Here is a 14,519-nt window from a genome sequence, read left to right as displayed (position 1 = left end):
GCGGAGTCCCGCCGTCGTCGGCGCGGGTAGGGGTCAGCAGCCGTCGGGACCGCAGGCCGGGCCGTCGGGCGACGGCGTCAGCGACACCAGCGGATGGGACTCGCGCCAGGCCTGGTCGAGTGCCTGCCGGAACAGCTCGACGGGCTGGGCGCCGGAGATACCGTACTTGCGGTCGACGACGAAGAACGGGACGCCCTGCACCCCGAGGGTCCGGGCTTCCTCGATGTCATGGCGGACGTCGTCCGCGAACCGGTCGCCGGAGACGGTCTCGCGGATCTCGTCCCCTGCGAGGCCGATGCCCGTGCCGAGGGCGACGAGCACCTCGATGTCGGAGGTATCCAGCCCCTGCTCGAAGTGCGCGGACATGACGGCTTCCTTCGCGGCGTCGCCCCGGCCATGGGATTTCGCGAGGTGGAGGAAGCGGTGCGCGGTGAAGCTGTTGCCCACCACCACGCGGTCGAAGTCGAAGTCGAGGCCCTCGCCCTCCGCCTGCCGCGAGAGGTGCTGCCACATCTCGCGGACCTGCTCGGGCGCGATGCCCTTGCGTTCGGCGAGGTACTGCTGCTCGGTACCGTCGTAATGATCGGGGAGGGACGGGTCGAGCTGGTAGCTCTTCCAGGTCACCTCGACGCTGTCGCGGTGGGGGAACTCCGCCAGGGCCTTCTCGAAGCGGCGCTTGCCGACGAAGCACCAGGGGCATTTGACGTCGGACCAGATCTCTATGTGCATGCCTGGCGCAACCGCGGAACGCTCAGGCCCTATTCCCGGAGGAGGGCCTGAGCGTCGCTGCTACTTGCGGTTGAGCAGGTTGCGGAGGATCCCGCCGGCCTTGCCGGAGGGAACGGGCGTCCCGCGCCTGCCGGCGGTCCCTCCGACGGGCTTGCCCGTCGTTCCGGTGCCCGACTTGCTCAGGTAGCGGTTGGCCGCCGTCTTGATCCTGTTGCTGATTCCCATGATGATCTCCTTCGGTTGCTCATCTGCACCCAGAAATATCAGGTGACTTACCAGTTTACGCGGTGGCGCAAGATCAGGAGCGCGTCAGACCGCCCCCGGGGGTTCCACAGCCAGTCCCGAACGCTTCAGGAGGGCGTAGGTCTTGGCGTGCTTCGGCCTGAAGAACACCTCGTCCGGCGTGTTCGCCTCCACGATGATCCCCTGGTCCATCACGACGATCACGTCGGCGATGTCGCGCGCGAACTGCATCTCGTGCGTGACGATCACCATGGTGGTGCCCTGGGCGGCGATCGCCTTGATGACCGCGAGCACCTCCTCGACGAGCTCCGGATCCAGCGCCGAGGTCGGCTCGTCGAACAGCATCACGCTCGGGTCCATCGCCAGCGCCCGGGCGATCGCGACGCGCTGCTTCTGCCCGCCGGACAGCTTGGAGGGGTAGTTGTCCTTCCGGTCGAGGAGGCCCACCTTGCCCAGGCTCGCCAGGGCGTGCTCCTCGGCCTCGGCCCGGGACATCTTCTTCACGTCCTGCAGCGGGGCCATCACGTTGCCCAGGGCCGTCTTGTTCAGGAAGAGGTTGAACTGCTGGAAGACCATGCCGAGGTCGGTCCGCTTCCTGGCGGTGACGGCCGCCTTCTCGTCGACGAGTTTCCCGCCGCGCTCCTCGTACCCCACGAGGTGTCCGTTGACGAGGATGCGCCCGCTGTCGATCGTCTCGAGCTTGTTCATGCAGCGCAGGAGCGTGCTCTTCCCGGAACCGCTCGACCCGAGGATGACGACGGTCTCCCCCTTGTGGACGTCGAGGTCGACGCCCTTGAGGACCTCGATCCGGTTGACCTCCCGCCGCTTGCCGCGCAGGCGCTGCAGCAGCCCCGGGGTCTTGGTCACGATGAACGTCTTGTGGACGTCCCGGACGCTCACGATCACTTCGTCAGACATGGACCCTCGCTCGTTTCTCCAGGGCACTCACTATGCGGGACAGCGGGAGGCTGATCAGCAGGTAGAGCAGTGCGGCGGCGGTGTAGACCTGCGTCGTCTCGAACGTCTGGGCGTTGATGACGTTCGCCGTCTTCAGGATCTCCGTCACGGCGATCACCGAGGTCAGCGCCGTGTCCTTCACCATCGCGATGAAGTAGTTGCCGATCGGCCCCAGCGAGACGATGAAGGACTGCGGCAGGACGATCTTCCACAGCGCCTTGCCCGGCGTGTAGCCCAGCGAGAGCGCCGCCTCCGTCTGCCCCGCCTCCACCGACAGGATGGCGGAGCGGAACACCTCGGACAGGTAGGCCGCGTAGTTGAGCCCCAGTCCCAGGATCCCGGCCGGCACCGGATCGATGTTGACCCCGATCGCCGGCAGCACGAAGAAGATGTAGACGAGCTGGACCAGCAGGGGCGTCCCGCGCATCACCTCGACGTAGACGAGGGCGATCCCGCGGAGGAACCTCGACTTCGAGATCCGTGCCAGCGCCACCAGCAGGCCGAGCACGAGGGCCAGTGCCATCGCCCCCAGGGCGAGCTGGATGACGATCGGCGCGGCCGCCAGCAGGCGGGGGAAATAGCTGAGGGTGCTTTCGATGAACTCGATGGCCGGACTTCCTTTCAACCTCGGGAGAACGAAGGACGGTCAGTCGACGGCGTTGCTCTCGGTGAGTCCGTACTTCGTGAGGATCTCCATGTAGTCCGGGGACGCCTTCAGCTCGGCGAGGCCGGAGTTCAGTTCCTCGAGGAGCTGCGTGTTCTCCTTCGGCACGGCGGCACCGATGAGGCCCGGGAAGTAGGGCTCGTAGGGGTCCACGATCTTGATGGCGTCGTTCGGGTTCTGCACGAGGCTGTAGGCGACCACGGCCGCGTCGGTGAAGACGACGTCGACCTGCTTGTTCTCCACGGCCGTCAGGAGTGCCGCCTGCGAGTCGAAGTACTTGATCTCCTCGGGCTCGAGGGATTCGGCGAGCTCGATGAACGTGGTGCCGGTCTGGACGCCGATCACGGTGCCCTTGGCGTCGTCGCGATTGGTCATGGTCGAGTCTCCCGGGACCACCATGCCCTCGCCCTGCTGGTACCAGGTGTCCGTGAAGTTGACCTGTTCCTTGCGGACGTCCGTGATGTACATGGCGTCGACGACGGCGTCCGCCTTGCCCGCCTGGATCGCCGGGATCAGGGTGGCGAACTCGGAGACGAAGACCTCGACCTCCCAGCCCTTCTTCTCGGCGATCCAGTTGATCATCTCGCCGTCGATGCCCTGCAGGGCGCCGGACTCGTCCGTGAAGGAGAAGGGGGCGTCGTTGGAGGTGGCGATCGTGATCGTCTCGATGGCGCCGTCCTCGCCGCCACCGGCCTCACTGCCGCCGGAGTCCCCTCCACCGCACGCGGTGAGCATGAGGGCGATCCCCATCGCCCCGGCTGCGAAGGACGTCATTGCACGCCTGCTGTTCATGGTTGCTCCTTGGTAGATGCCGTGTCGGACTCGAATCGGGTGATGCGGAGGTCGGCCGTGCGTTGGTGCGCTTCCATCTCCTCGTAGGCGGAGATCTCGGACACGAGGGGGGCCAGCTGCATGGTCGCCGAGCGCTCGATGCGCTGGAAGGTGAGCGGCTTCAGGAACCGCGAGACGGAGAGGCCGGCCGAGGACCGCGCGCCGCCGCCCGTGGGCAGGACGTGGTTGGTCCCGGTGATGCCCTTGTCCGAGTAGGCGACCGTGGACCAGGGCCCGAGGAACAGGGACCCGTAGTTCGTCAGGTTCCGCTGGAAGTAGTCGTCGTCGGCCGTGATGACCTCGAGGTGCTCCGGCGCGAGCACATCCATGAGTTCGACGGCGGTGGCGTCGTCCTCGGCGACGTAGACCGTCCCGTAGTCCCGCCAGGCCGGACCGGCGATGTCGCGCGTGCTCAGGTCCGCGAGCTGGCGGTCCACCTCGGCGATGACGGCGAGGGCGAGGTCCCGGGACGTCGTGACGAGGGCCGCGGGCGACTGGGGGCCGTGCTCCGCCTGGCCGAGGAGGTCCGCGGCGACGATGACGGGGTCGGCGGTGTCGTCGGCGATCACGGCGACCTCGGAGGGGCCGGCGAGGAGGTCCATGCCCACCCGCCCGAACAGCTGCCGCTTCGCCTCGGTGACGTAGGCGTTGCCGGCGCCGACGAGCATGTCCATCGGCTGTTCGCCGAGCAGCCCGAAGGCCATCGCGGCCAGGGCCTGGACGCCGCCGACCACGAAGGCCCGGTCGACGCCCGAGAGGTAGGCGGAGTAGAACACCGCGGGATTGCCGGCCGTCGGGGAGGTGGGGGGTGAACATGCGACGACCGTGGGGACTCCTGCCGTCTTCGCGACGCCGACGGTCATGAAGGCGCTCGCGAGGATGGGGAACCGCCCGGCGGGCAGGTAGGCGCCGACGCGCTGGACCGGGATGTACCGGTGGCCCACCACCACCCCGGGCATCACCTCGGCATGGAAGTCCTGCAGGTGTTCGAGCTGCAGACCGGCGAACTTCCGGGTCCGTTCGGCTCCGGCTTCGAGGGCGGCCCGCAGGTCCGGCTTCAGGGCGTCGCCGGTCCGGCGGAGGGACTCGGCGTCCATCTCGACGTCGCCGCCGCCCCAGCCGTCGAGCTTCCGCGAGTAGTCGGTGACGGCGTCGCGCCCGCCCTTCTCGATGACGGAGAGCATCTCCGAGACCGTCTCGACGACCTGGGGCAGGCGCTGCGCCGGCACTCCGCCGATCGCAGCGCTTTTCAGGCATTCATAGGAGCCCGAGATGAAGGAGGCACGGTGTGCTGTCAGTTCCATCCACGAAGCGTAGGACCCGGAGGGAGCATAGGGGAACCCACCCTTTACCAGTGGAAGATATAGGTTTGCCCTATGACCCTCAACCAGCTCCGTGCCTTCCTCGCGGCCTACAGCTGCCGGTCCCTCAGCGCGGCGGCGAAGGAACTCGGCATCACGCAGGCGTCCGCGTCCGAGCTGATCTCCCGGCTCGAGCAGGAACTGGGCTCGACCCTCTTCACCCGCACCTCCAGGGGGCTGTCCCCCGCGCCGGCGGCCGAGGAGCTGCTCACCCACGCCCGGGACTGCGTCAATTCCGCGCGCCGCGGCGTCGAGGCCGTGCAGGCACTGCAGACCCTCAGCGGCGGGGTCTCGACGTTCGGGGTGCTGCGGTACGCGGCCAACTACGATCTCGCCGACCTCGTGGTGCAGTTCCACCAGAAGCATCCGGGCGTGCGGGTGCGCATGATCGGCCTCAACTCGCACGTTGTCGCGGCATCGGTGGCCAGCGGGGAGATCGAGTGCGGCCTGGTCGTGCTCCCGGTGGACAGCGAGAACCTCGACATCCGGCACCTCGCGCGCGACGAGGTCCGCTTCATCTCGTCCACCCGCGACCCCGACGCCGGGGCGGTCACCATCGAGGAACTGGCCGCCGCGAAACTGGTCCTCTACGACGCCCATGCCGGGTGGAAGGACCCGACGCGCCGCCAGTTGCGGGACCGCGCCAATCTCTCGGGACTGTCCATCGAGGCGGAGATGGAGGTCGAACACGCCGAGACGGCCTACGGGCTGGTGGCCGCCGGAGCCGGGGACTCCTTCATGGCGCGGGGCATCCTGGAATCCCTGCGCCGCGAGGACGGCGTGAGGAGCTTCCCCTTCGCGGAGCCGCTCTACGACACGATCGCCCTGGTCCAGCGGAAGCACGGCTACCTCTCACCGGCGACGCGCGCCTTCTCCGCCTTCGCGGAGCGCGCCGTCGCAGCCCGCAGCGGGCTGGCCAGCCTGGGGTGACCGGCCCGCTCCGGGTCACTGCGCCGCTCCTGTGCAACCCCTGCACGCAGGTGTCCCCGGCGGAGGGCCCCGGCGTACGGTGGATGGATGAGCGTGCCTACGGACTCCAGGGTCAGCTTCGACAGCCGGTTCGCGCGGGAACTGCCCGAGATGGCGGTCGCCTGGCAGGCCGACGACGCCCCCGCGCCCCGCCTCCTCGCCCTCAACGGGCCGGTCGCCGCGGAACTCGGACTCGATCCGGGATTCCTCGGTTCCCCCGAGGGCCTCGCCCTGCTGGTCGGCACCTCGGTGCCCGACGGCGCGGCGCCCGTGGCCCAGGCCTACTCCGGCCACCAGTTCGGCAGCTTCAACCCGGGCCTCGGCGACGGCCGGGCGCTGCTGCTCGGCGAGCTGACCGACGTGGCCGGCCGGCTCCGCGACCTCCACCTCAAGGGCTCGGGCCGCACGCCCTTCGCGCGCGGCGGTGACGGCCTCGCCGTCATCGGCCCGATGCTGCGCGAGTACATCGTCAGCGAAGCCATGCACGCCCTCGGCGTCCCGACCACGCGCTCCCTCGCCGTCGTCGCCACCGGACGCGAGGTGCGCCGCGAGACGATGCTGCCCGGCGCGGTCCTGGCCCGCGTCGCGAGCAGTCACCTGCGCGTCGGGAGTTTCCAGTACGCGGCCGCCACCGGCAACCAGGACCTCCTCACGCGCCTCGCCGACCACGCGATCAGCCGGCACTACCCGGAGGCCGCGTCCGCCGAACGCCCCTACCTCGCGCTGTTCGAGTCGGTGCTGTCCGCGCAGGCCTCGCTCGTGGCGCAGTGGATGCTCGTCGGCTTCCTGCACGGCGTGATGAACACGGACAACATGACCATCTCGGGCGAGACCATCGACTACGGGCCCTGCGCGTTCATGGACGTCTTCGACTACGCGACGGTCTACAGCTCCATCGACCGCGGCGGCCGCTACGCCTACGCCAACCAGCCGCTGATCGCCGAATGGAACCTCGCCCGCCTCGCCGAGACCCTGCTGCCGCTCATCGACGAGGACCAGGAGCAGGCGGTCGCCCTGGCGGTCGGCGTGCTGGAATCCTTCCGCCCCCGGTACAGCGCCGACTGGCTCGCCGGCATGAAGGCCAAGCTGGGGCTGCCCGACGGCGTCGAGGACGAGGTCGCCTCGCCGCTGGCGAACGACGTCCTCACCCTGCTGCAGGAGAACCACGTCGACTACACGTCCTTCTTCCGGGGCCTCGGCTCCGTGGTGCGCGGCGACGCCCGGCCCGCACGCGACAAGGTGCTCGACGTCGCCGCGTTCGACGCCTGGGCCGAGCGGTGGCTTACCCTCGGGCCCGACGCCGACGCGATGGACCGGGTCAACCCCCTGTACATCCCGCGGAACCACCTCGTCGAGGAGGCCCTGGAGGCCGCGACCGCGGGCGACCTCGATCCGCTGACGCGGCTCCTCGACGTCGTCGCGAACCCCTTCGAGGAGCGGCCGGGGCTGGAACGCTACGCCGCCGGCGCGCCGGACGACTTCGGGCAGTACACGACGTACTGCGGGACCTGACCGCTGGCCGCGCACGCGCCCCGTCCGGCCGCTTTGGCTGGCACTGCAGGACCCGCGGTGCCACGTCCGCGGGTCACGGCAGGAGCTCGAGAAGCTTGAGCACGGCGGGGTTGGTGGTGTTCTCGTTCCAGGCCACATCGAGTTCGACCCGATTGAGTTTGCGGATCGTGCGTGAGTCCTCGATGTCGTAGAACCTGACATCGGCCGGGGCGAAGGATCGCGAAGACGCCGGCACCAGGGTCACCCCCAGGCCCGCCTGCACGAACGCCAGCAGCGCCGGCACCTGGCTTGCGTACTGGGTGATCCGGGGCTGGACATCGGCACTGGAGAACAGCCTCAGGACGAGGTCATGGAAATAGCGCGCCTCGGCGGTCGAGTACATCATGAGTGGGCTGTCCTTCAAGGCCACCAAGGGGAGGGACTCGCCCTCCGGCGCGAAGCCGCTGTCGGCCGGTGTGGCGATGATCAGGCGGTCCTGCATGATCGGCCGGCTTCGGACACCGGGCCGGACGACGATGGGCCGGAGGAGGCCGATGTCCACACTCCCGTTCACCAGGCCGTCCATCTGATCCGTCGACACCAGCTCCCGGAGCACCAGGGACACCCCGGCCTGCTCCTCGGCCGTCCGGCGCAGGAGCTGTGGCAGGGCCGTCTGGCCTGCGATGGCCGTGTAGGAGATCGTCACGGATCCGGCGTCGCCGTCGGCGACCCGCCGGACGTCGAGTTCGGTCCTGGCGGCAAGGTCGAGGATCTGCCGCGCACTCGGAAGCAGCGCGTTGCCCGCCGCCGTCAACTCGACCCGACGGCTGCTGCGATCGAAGAGCTGCGACCCCACTTCCCTCTCGAGAATCTGGATCTGGCGACTCAGCGGAGGCTGGGTCATGTTCAGCCGATCGGCGGCCGCCCCGAAGTGCAGTTCCTCCGCCACGGCGACGAACGACTGGAGTTGGATGAGCGTGAACATCGATACCCTTTCCGCATCGGGTGGTGCTCAGCTTAGCTTGGACGCGCATGGATGACGTGCCCTAGCGTCGAGGCAGGGCAGCAGCGTCGCTTCGATCGGTAGGAGACCCAGTGAGTCAGCACATCCCCCAGGAAACCCGTCTCGGGCGGGTGTCCATCGCCCACGTGGAGATCACCCCGGTGGCCTTCAAGGACCCGCCGCTGCTCAATACGGTCGGAGTTCACGAGCCCTTCGCGCTGCGCGCCATCCTCCAGGTCACCACCGATGCAAGAGTCACCGGCCTCGGTGAGACCTACGGGGATGAGGCACATCTCGCCAGACTTCACCGTGCTGCGGAGGCGATCGTCGGGTGCGACGTCTTCAACATCAACGACCTGCGCGCCCGCGTAGCGACGTCTCTCTCCAGGGACACCACCACGGGTGGCCATGGCATGAGCGGAATGGTCACCGGATCGAGCACCGCGGACCGCGTCCTGTCTCCCTTCGACGTCGCCGCCCTCGACATCCAGGGCAAGCTGCTCGGCCGCCCCGTGAGCGACCTGCTCGGCGGCGCCATCCGCACCGACGTCGAGTTCAGCGGGTACCTGTTCTACAAGTGGGCGAACCACCCTGGAGCCGCCCCGGATTCCTGGGGTGAAGCGTTGGACCCTGACGGCATCGTCCGGCAGGCACGAACCATGGTCGACACCTACGGTTTCAAGGCGCTGAAGCTCAAGGGCGGCGTCCTCGCACCCGAACAGGAGGTAGCGGCGATCAGGGCCCTGCGCGCCGAGTTCCCGGATCTGCCTCTCCGCCTCGACCCCAACGCCGCCTGGTCCGTCGACACCTCGGTCATGGTCGGCACCGAGCTAGCGGGCGTTCTCGAGTACCTTGAGGACCCGACCCCCGGGATTCCCGGTATGGCCGAGGTGCGAGGGCGGGTTCCCATGCCGCTGGCGACCAACATGTGCGTCGTCAGCTTCGCGGATGTCGCGCCCGCCGTGGCGGCGGGATCCGTGGACGTCATCCTGTCGGACCACCATTTCTGGGGCGGCCTGAGGCGCTCCCAGGGGCTGGCCTCGATCACGGAGACCTTCGGTCTGGGACTGTCCATGCACTCCAACTCGCACCTCGGGATCAGCCTGGCGGCGATGGTCCACCTCGCGTCGGCGACGCCGAATCTCGACTATGCATGTGACACGCACTGGCCGTGGAAGGATCCGGAGGAAGATGTCATCCGCCCTGGCACCCTCGAGTTCGTCGACGGGGCCATCGCCGTCCCTACCCTGCCGGGGCTCGGCATCGAGCTCGATCACGACGCGCTGCAACGCCTGCACCAGCAGTACCTGGAGTGCGGCCTGCGAAGCCGCGACGATACCGGGTACATGCAGAGCCTGTACCCGGAGTACGAGCTTGCGAGTCCGCGGTGGTGAACGACCGCACGTCACCGCTGAGAGTCGTGGTGACCGATCCGATCATCAGCCGGTTCGACGCGATCCTGCGGGCGGCAGGGAAGCACGAATGGATCTGGGCGGCCGACTGGGATGCTGACCAGCAGCGCGAGGCCCTGAGGGAGGCGGATGTGGTCGTCTGCTCCCGCCTGCCCGCGGAGCTGGCCTCCGCGGCCCGCAGCGTGAAGATGGTGCATGTCACGGGCGCAGGCTTCGAGAAGATCGCACTCGACGCACTGCGGCCGGAAGCAACGGTGGTGAATACCTTCCATCATGCGCGCCCTATCGCTGAGCACGTCCTGATGGTGGCGCTCATGCTGACGCGCAGGGTGCTGTCGGTGGACCGGGAGGTGCGTTCGGGTGTCTGGAGGACGATTGCGACGTCTCCGGACGTCCCGTTCCATCCCACGCTGGAGGGGAGAGTGCTGGGCCTGGTGGGGCTCGGCTCCATCGGGGCCGAAGTCGGACGCCTCGGGGCGGCACTGGGCATGCGGGTACAAGCAGTGCGTGACAATCCGCATCGTCCACCGCCGACGGGCCTGGCCGTCGACTGGGTCGGATCGACGACGGAGTTGCCCCGGTTACTGGCGACATCCGACGTCGTGGCCATCACCGTGCCCTTGAACGACGCGACGAGAGGGATGATCGGCTCCCCCGAGCTGTCCGCCATGAAGGATTCGGCACTGCTGATCAACGTGGCACGAGGCCCTGTCGTGGACGAGACGGCCCTCTTCGGCGCCTTGCAGGAGCGATCCATCGGCGGCGCGGGAATCGATGTGTGGTGGGACGCGCCCCCCGGCGCGGGGATGCCGCCGACCCGGTACGATTTCGCATCGTTGGACAACGTCGTTCTCACCCCGCACCACTCCGGGCACGCGCTGGTGACCTTCCAGCGGCGGGCCGCCGACATCGCAGCGAACATCGAGCGCCTGGCCGACGGCACCTCCTTGACGAACGTGGTGCGTGCCGGCGCCCCTGTCATCCGATGATGAGCTGACCCAGGAGCAGCACGGCACCGACCGCAGATACGATGAGCGCGATCAGCCGTAGTCGACCCCGGTGAAGAAACTGGTTGAGGTAGCGTGAGGCAACATATCCGGCCAGCACCACCGGGACCATCCAGAGGGCGAGCAGCAGGATGTCCTGCGTGATCGTGCCGGCGAGGGCCAGTCCTCCCAGGGACACGGCACTGCCGACCATGAAGAAGGCGCTCATGGTGCCGCGCAGCCGGGCACCGTCGAGCTTCTGCCAGATCAGGGCCATGGGAGCACCCCCGATGGACGTGGCGGTGCCCATCACTCCGGACGCCGCGCCTGCGGCGATGAGGTTCCGCCGCTTCGGCGACGGCGTCCAGCCCAGCAGGGCGAACCCCACCCCCGACAGGACGGCCAACGCCACCATCAGAGACAGGCCGGGTCCGGGGAGGGCGACGACGAGGAAGACGCCGGCGATGCTGCCCGGGACCCGCCCCACCAGGGCCCATCCGGCCCCGCGCAGGTCGAGATCCAACCGCTCGCGGATCGTGACGAGCACTGTGACCAGGAGCGCGAGCATGATGACGGTGCCCGGGAGCAGGTGCGGATCGACGAGCGCGATCACCGGTGCCGCGACCATGCCCATCCCGAAGCCGATGGAGGCCTGAAGCGCGGTCGCCGCGAACACCACCGCGCCGATGAGCACGTAGTCGGCAGAACTCACGAGGTCGGGGTCAGTTCCCCACTCCGCACCCGGATGGTGTCGAGTGGGAAGTGGCATTCCGACAGGTGCAGCGGGCTGCCCGGCGCCTGATCGGTCGGTGGTACCTTCTCGGCGCAGATGTCCTGCGCCTGCCAGCACCGGGTTCGGAAGCGACAACCCGACGGCGGATCGAGCGGTGAGGGAATCTCGCCGCGGAGGATGATCTTCTCCCTCCCCCCGGAGGATCGGTCCAATCGGGGGGAGGCGGAGGTGAGCGCCGCGGCGTAGGGATGGCGGGGGCTGTCGAACACCTGCTCGGCGGTCCCGGTCTCGATGATGCGGCCGAGGTACATCACGGCGACCCGGTCGGCGACGAAGCGGACCACGGACAGGTCGTGGGAGATGAAGATGTAGGAGACGCCGAGACGGTCCTGGAGTTCGTTGAGCAGATTCAGGACCTGCGCCTGGACCGAGAGGTCCAGGGCGGAGACGGGCTCGTCCAGGATGATGACATCGGGGTCCAGGGCCAGCGCCCGCGCGATGCCGATGCGCTGGCGTTGGCCGCCGGAGAACTCCTGGGGTGACTTCCGCGCATCCGAGGGTCGCATGCCGACCAGATGCAGCAGCTCGTGGACCCGTGCCTCGCGATCCTTCGAGGATCGGTACATGTCCCGATGCGCCCGCCACGGCTCCGAGATGATCTCACCCGCTGTCATGCGTGCATTGAGTGAGGCGAAGGGGTCCTGGAAGACCATCTGCACCCGCCGGCGCCAGGCCAGCAGTTCCTTGCCGTGCATCTCGAACGGATCAGTGCCGTCGAACAGGACCGTCCCGGCGTCGGGCCGCTCCAGCATCATCAGGGTCCGCGCCAGGGTCGACTTGCCGCACCCGGATTCGCCCACGAGCCCGAGGGTCTCGCCCCGGCCGAGCGTGAGGCTGATCCCGTCCAGGGCGCGCAGGCGGTTGTTGCCGGACGGGCTCTTGGCGACATGGAAGGTCTTGGTCACGTCCTTGACCTCCAGCAGGGGCCGGTCCTGGTGGCGTGCTGCGTCGACCTGGGTATCAGACATGTGCGAGCTCCTTGCTGAAATGGCAGGCCGCGGCCCGCTCGACGACACCGGCGGGACGGACGTCCGCCCCACTGCCGCCGGCCGGCAGGTCCGTGGCCGTGAGCGGACGGACAGGCAGCAACTCGGGCCGGGTGGTCCTGCATACCTCCTGCACGAGGGGACAGCGTGACTGGTACACGCATCCCGAGGGGATGTTGTGCAGCTCAGGTGGGTTCCCGGGAATGGAGGACAGGGTCGAACCGCGTACGGCGTCCACCGGCACGGACTCGAGCAGACCCTTGGTGTAGGGATGGCGCGGGTTGGTGAAGACCTCCGCCACCGGACCGGTCTCGACGACGTTTCCCGCATACATGACCGCGACGGTGTCCGCCTCCTCGGCGACGACTGCAAGGTCGTGGGTGATGAGGACGACGGCGAGATTGTTCTCCTCGCGCAGGCTCTTCAGCAGCGCCATGATCTGGGCCTGGATGGTCACGTCCAGGGCGGTGGTCGGCTCGTCGGCGATCAGCAGGCTCGGATTCAGCGCGACGGCCATCGCGATGAGGATACGCTGGCGCATCCCGCCCGAGAACTGGTGCGGGTAGGCGTCGACCCGCGACTCCGGCTCCGGGATCCCGACCCTGTGCATCAGTTCGATCGCCTTGGCACGCGCTTGACGGGCGGAGAGCTTCTGGTGGATGCGGAAGGCCTCACCCAGTTGTGTTCCGACCTTGTACACGGGATTGAGCGCAGTGAGCGCGTCCTGGAAGACGATGCCGAGTTGCGGCCCCGCGACCTTCCGGCGCTGCCGCGCGTTCATGGTGGCCAGGTCCTGCCCGTTGAGGATCATCTGGCCGCCGTCGACGTCCGCGACGGGATCGAGCAGGCCGGCGATGGCCTTGGCCGTCATGGATTTCCCGCACCCGGATTCACCGAGGAGCGCCAGGGTCTGCCCGGCCTGGGCCTGGAAGCTGATGTTGTTCACCGCCCGGACGGTCCCGCGCGGTGTCCGGAGGGTGACGGAGAGTCCCTTCACCTCCAGGACGACGTCGTGGGTGGCGCTCCGGCCTGATGCGGCTGCGACAGCGGTCATTTGGTGGCTCCCTTCAGGGCGGTACCGAAGCGCCGGCCCCCGCGTTTGCGGGGTAGCGAGAGGCGCCAGCGCTGAGCGGGATCCGTCGCGATGCGGAGCCACGCGGCGAGGATGTTCGCCGCGATCGTGGTGACGACGATCGCCAGGCCGGGGAGGATCGAGAGCCACCACGCGGTCTGCAGGTACTGGCGCCCCTGGGACACCATCAGGCCCCAGCTGACGTCGGGCGACTGGATGCCGATGCCCAGGAAGCTCAGGGAGGATTCGGCGAGCATGACGTAGCAGAACTCGAGCGTCGCCAGGGTCAGCAGGGTCGGCAGGACGATCGGGATCACGTGACGACCGATGATCGCGGTCGGTTTGGAGCCGAAGGTCCGGGCCGCGTCGACGAAGGTGCGGCTCTGCAGCTCCGCCGACTCGGCGCGTGCCGTCCGGAGATAGATGGGGATACGGGTGATCGCGAGGATCAGGACGATGTTGCCCAGGCTGGGGTTGAACACGTACAGCACGACGACGGCGAGCAGGAGCGAGGGGAAGCTCATGATCACGTCGGCGATCCGCATGGAGATGGTCTCCCGGAGCCCCCGGTGGTATCCGGCCCAGACCCCCCACAGTGACCCGATGACCAGGGCGATGCCGACGGCGGGAAGCGCCACCGAGATGGTGGTGCGGGTCGCGACCACGAGCCGTCCGAGCATGCTGCGGCCCAGGGAGTCGCTGCCCAGGACGTATCCCCAGCCGTCGTCCAGGGAGAACGGTGGCTTGTTGGCCGCCAGCAGATCCTGCCGGGTGGCGAGATCACCGACGAGCATCGGGCCGAAGACCGCAACGAGGCCCACGAACATCAGGACCAGCGCGGCGAGGGTGGCGAACTTGTCGCGCAGCAGCAGCCTGAACAGCGAGAGTTTCTTGTCCCCGAGGTCCTGCACGGGAGGAGCCTCGAGTGGTCGGGCGTCCGGGGTGTGGGTCGCAGCAGTCCCCGACCGGTCGATCTCGGAGTGCTGGTGGCCCTCGGGCTGCAGCAGTGGCGTAGCCATGGT

Annotated in this window: 15 protein-coding genes; 4 read left to right on the top strand and 11 right to left on the bottom strand. The window is 68.5% G+C overall.

Translation table 11 applies throughout. The features are described 5' to 3' along the window. Positions 1 to 33: 33 nt before the first annotated feature. The 6 genes from CXQ97_RS08615 to hisD all read right to left on the bottom strand — a co-directional run bounded on the left by CXQ97_RS08615 (position 34) and on the right by hisD (position 4,728). Entirely contained in the window at positions 34 to 729 is a 696-nt protein-coding gene (locus CXQ97_RS08615; RefSeq protein ID WP_104180457.1) for a DsbA family oxidoreductase, read from the bottom strand. A gap of 60 nt (positions 730 to 789) precedes the next feature. Further along, the gene (locus CXQ97_RS19810) at positions 790 to 954 is read right to left on the bottom strand and encodes a hypothetical protein (protein WP_181035025.1); all 165 of its coding nucleotides are present in this window, start codon (positions 952 to 954) and stop codon (positions 790 to 792) included. A gap of 84 nt (positions 955 to 1,038) precedes the next feature. Further along, the gene (locus CXQ97_RS08610; RefSeq protein WP_104180456.1) at positions 1,039 to 1,890 is read right to left on the bottom strand and encodes an amino acid ABC transporter ATP-binding protein; all 852 of its coding nucleotides are present in this window, start codon (positions 1,888 to 1,890) and stop codon (positions 1,039 to 1,041) included. Continuing rightward, positions 1,883 to 2,554 (bottom strand): amino acid ABC transporter permease, encoded by a 672-nt coding sequence (locus tag CXQ97_RS08605; RefSeq protein WP_104180455.1) that lies wholly within the window; start codon positions 2,552 to 2,554, stop codon positions 1,883 to 1,885. Before CXQ97_RS08605 ends, CXQ97_RS08610 begins: the two co-directional genes overlap by 8 nt. Before the next feature lie 21 nt (positions 2,555 to 2,575). Then, complete coding sequence (locus tag CXQ97_RS08600) at positions 2,576 to 3,385, bottom strand: ABC transporter substrate-binding protein (RefSeq protein ID WP_104180454.1); 810 nt, start codon at positions 3,383 to 3,385, stop codon at positions 2,576 to 2,578. Beyond that, positions 3,382 to 4,728 carry a histidinol dehydrogenase gene (gene hisD / locus CXQ97_RS08595; protein ID WP_104180453.1) on the bottom strand — a complete coding sequence of 449 codons (1,347 nt, stop codon included), beginning with the start codon at positions 4,726 to 4,728 and terminating at the stop codon, positions 3,382 to 3,384. Before hisD ends, CXQ97_RS08600 begins: the two co-directional genes overlap by 4 nt. 72 nt (positions 4,729 to 4,800) lie before the next feature. On the opposite strand from hisD, the gene CXQ97_RS08590 reads away from it, so the two are divergent. Both CXQ97_RS08590 and CXQ97_RS08585 read left to right on the top strand, forming a co-directional pair. Continuing rightward, positions 4,801 to 5,715: a LysR family transcriptional regulator gene (locus CXQ97_RS08590; RefSeq protein ID WP_104180452.1), complete on the top strand. Its 915-nt coding sequence runs from the start codon at positions 4,801 to 4,803 to the stop codon at positions 5,713 to 5,715. A gap of 87 nt (positions 5,716 to 5,802) precedes the next feature. Next, a complete protein-coding gene (locus CXQ97_RS08585) occupies positions 5,803 to 7,266 on the top strand; it encodes a YdiU family protein (RefSeq protein WP_104180451.1) in 1,464 nt (487 codons plus the stop codon). Between the two features lie 73 nt (positions 7,267 to 7,339). Here the strand turns inward: CXQ97_RS08585 and CXQ97_RS08580 are convergent, their stop codons facing one another. Then, complete coding sequence (locus CXQ97_RS08580) at positions 7,340 to 8,230, bottom strand: LysR family transcriptional regulator (RefSeq protein WP_104180450.1); 891 nt, start codon at positions 8,228 to 8,230, stop codon at positions 7,340 to 7,342. 110 nt (positions 8,231 to 8,340) lie between these two features. Here CXQ97_RS08580 and CXQ97_RS08575 point away from each other — a divergent pair, with 110 nt between their 5' ends. Then, a complete protein-coding gene (locus tag CXQ97_RS08575) occupies positions 8,341 to 9,642 on the top strand; it encodes a glucarate dehydratase family protein (protein ID WP_258062436.1) in 1,302 nt (433 codons plus the stop codon). 29 nt (positions 9,643 to 9,671) lie between these two features. Then, positions 9,672 to 10,649: a 2-hydroxyacid dehydrogenase gene (locus CXQ97_RS08570; protein ID WP_258062435.1), complete on the top strand. Its 978-nt coding sequence runs from the start codon at positions 9,672 to 9,674 to the stop codon at positions 10,647 to 10,649. Here CXQ97_RS08570 and CXQ97_RS08565 read toward each other — a convergent pair. The 4 genes from CXQ97_RS08565 to CXQ97_RS08550 are packed head-to-tail and all read right to left on the bottom strand — an operon-like array spanning position 10,639 to position 14,516. Further along, positions 10,639 to 11,358: a sulfite exporter TauE/SafE family protein gene (locus tag CXQ97_RS08565; protein WP_104180448.1), complete on the bottom strand. Its 720-nt coding sequence runs from the start codon at positions 11,356 to 11,358 to the stop codon at positions 10,639 to 10,641. The two genes, CXQ97_RS08570 and CXQ97_RS08565, sit on opposite strands and share 11 nt — an antisense overlap. Next, positions 11,355 to 12,407, bottom strand: coding sequence for an ABC transporter ATP-binding protein (locus tag CXQ97_RS08560; protein ID WP_104180447.1), 1,053 nt, complete (start codon positions 12,405 to 12,407; stop codon positions 11,355 to 11,357). Before CXQ97_RS08560 ends, CXQ97_RS08565 begins: the two co-directional genes overlap by 4 nt. Then, positions 12,400 to 13,479, bottom strand: a complete 1,080-nt coding sequence (locus CXQ97_RS08555; RefSeq protein WP_104180446.1) for an ABC transporter ATP-binding protein — start codon at positions 13,477 to 13,479, stop codon at positions 12,400 to 12,402. The genes CXQ97_RS08560 and CXQ97_RS08555 overlap by 8 nt, the downstream gene beginning before the upstream one ends. Then, positions 13,476 to 14,516, bottom strand: a complete 1,041-nt coding sequence (locus CXQ97_RS08550) for an ABC transporter permease (protein ID WP_104180445.1) — start codon at positions 14,514 to 14,516, stop codon at positions 13,476 to 13,478. Before CXQ97_RS08550 ends, CXQ97_RS08555 begins: the two co-directional genes overlap by 4 nt. Between the last annotated feature and the right edge of the window lie 3 nt (positions 14,517 to 14,519).

The organism is Arthrobacter sp. B0490 (genome assembly GCF_002929355.1).
In the GTDB taxonomy this organism is placed as follows: Bacteria; Actinomycetota; Actinomycetes; order Actinomycetales; family Micrococcaceae; genus Arthrobacter_D.
Note: the sequence above shows the minus strand (reverse complement) of the source record. Positions and strands in the feature narration are given on the sequence as shown.

What these genes read in the sequence shown, in the direction of transcription:
- CXQ97_RS08600 (WP_104180454.1), bottom strand. Translation starts at nt 3,385, where the DNA reads ATGAACAGCAGGCGTGCAATGACGTCCTTCGCAGCCGGGGCGATGGGG.
- CXQ97_RS19810 (WP_181035025.1), bottom strand. Translation starts at nt 954, where the DNA reads ATGGGAATCAGCAACAGGATCAAGACGGCGGCCAACCGCTACCTGAGC.
- CXQ97_RS08550 (WP_104180445.1), bottom strand. Translation starts at nt 14,516, where the DNA reads ATGGCTACGCCACTGCTGCAGCCCGAGGGCCACCAGCACTCCGAGATC.
- CXQ97_RS08590 (WP_104180452.1), top strand. Translation starts at nt 4,801, where the DNA reads ATGACCCTCAACCAGCTCCGTGCCTTCCTCGCGGCCTACAGCTGCCGG.
- CXQ97_RS08580 (WP_104180450.1), bottom strand. Translation starts at nt 8,230, where the DNA reads ATGTTCACGCTCATCCAACTCCAGTCGTTCGTCGCCGTGGCGGAGGAA.
- CXQ97_RS08555 (WP_104180446.1), bottom strand. Translation starts at nt 13,479, where the DNA reads ATGACCGCTGTCGCAGCCGCATCAGGCCGGAGCGCCACCCACGACGTC.
- CXQ97_RS08560 (WP_104180447.1), bottom strand. Translation starts at nt 12,407, where the DNA reads ATGTCTGATACCCAGGTCGACGCAGCACGCCACCAGGACCGGCCCCTG.
- CXQ97_RS08610 (WP_104180456.1), bottom strand. Translation starts at nt 1,890, where the DNA reads ATGTCTGACGAAGTGATCGTGAGCGTCCGGGACGTCCACAAGACGTTC.
- CXQ97_RS08615 (WP_104180457.1), bottom strand. Translation starts at nt 729, where the DNA reads ATGCACATAGAGATCTGGTCCGACGTCAAATGCCCCTGGTGCTTCGTC.
- CXQ97_RS08585 (WP_104180451.1), top strand. Translation starts at nt 5,803, where the DNA reads ATGAGCGTGCCTACGGACTCCAGGGTCAGCTTCGACAGCCGGTTCGCG.
- hisD (WP_104180453.1), bottom strand. Translation starts at nt 4,728, where the DNA reads ATGGAACTGACAGCACACCGTGCCTCCTTCATCTCGGGCTCCTATGAA.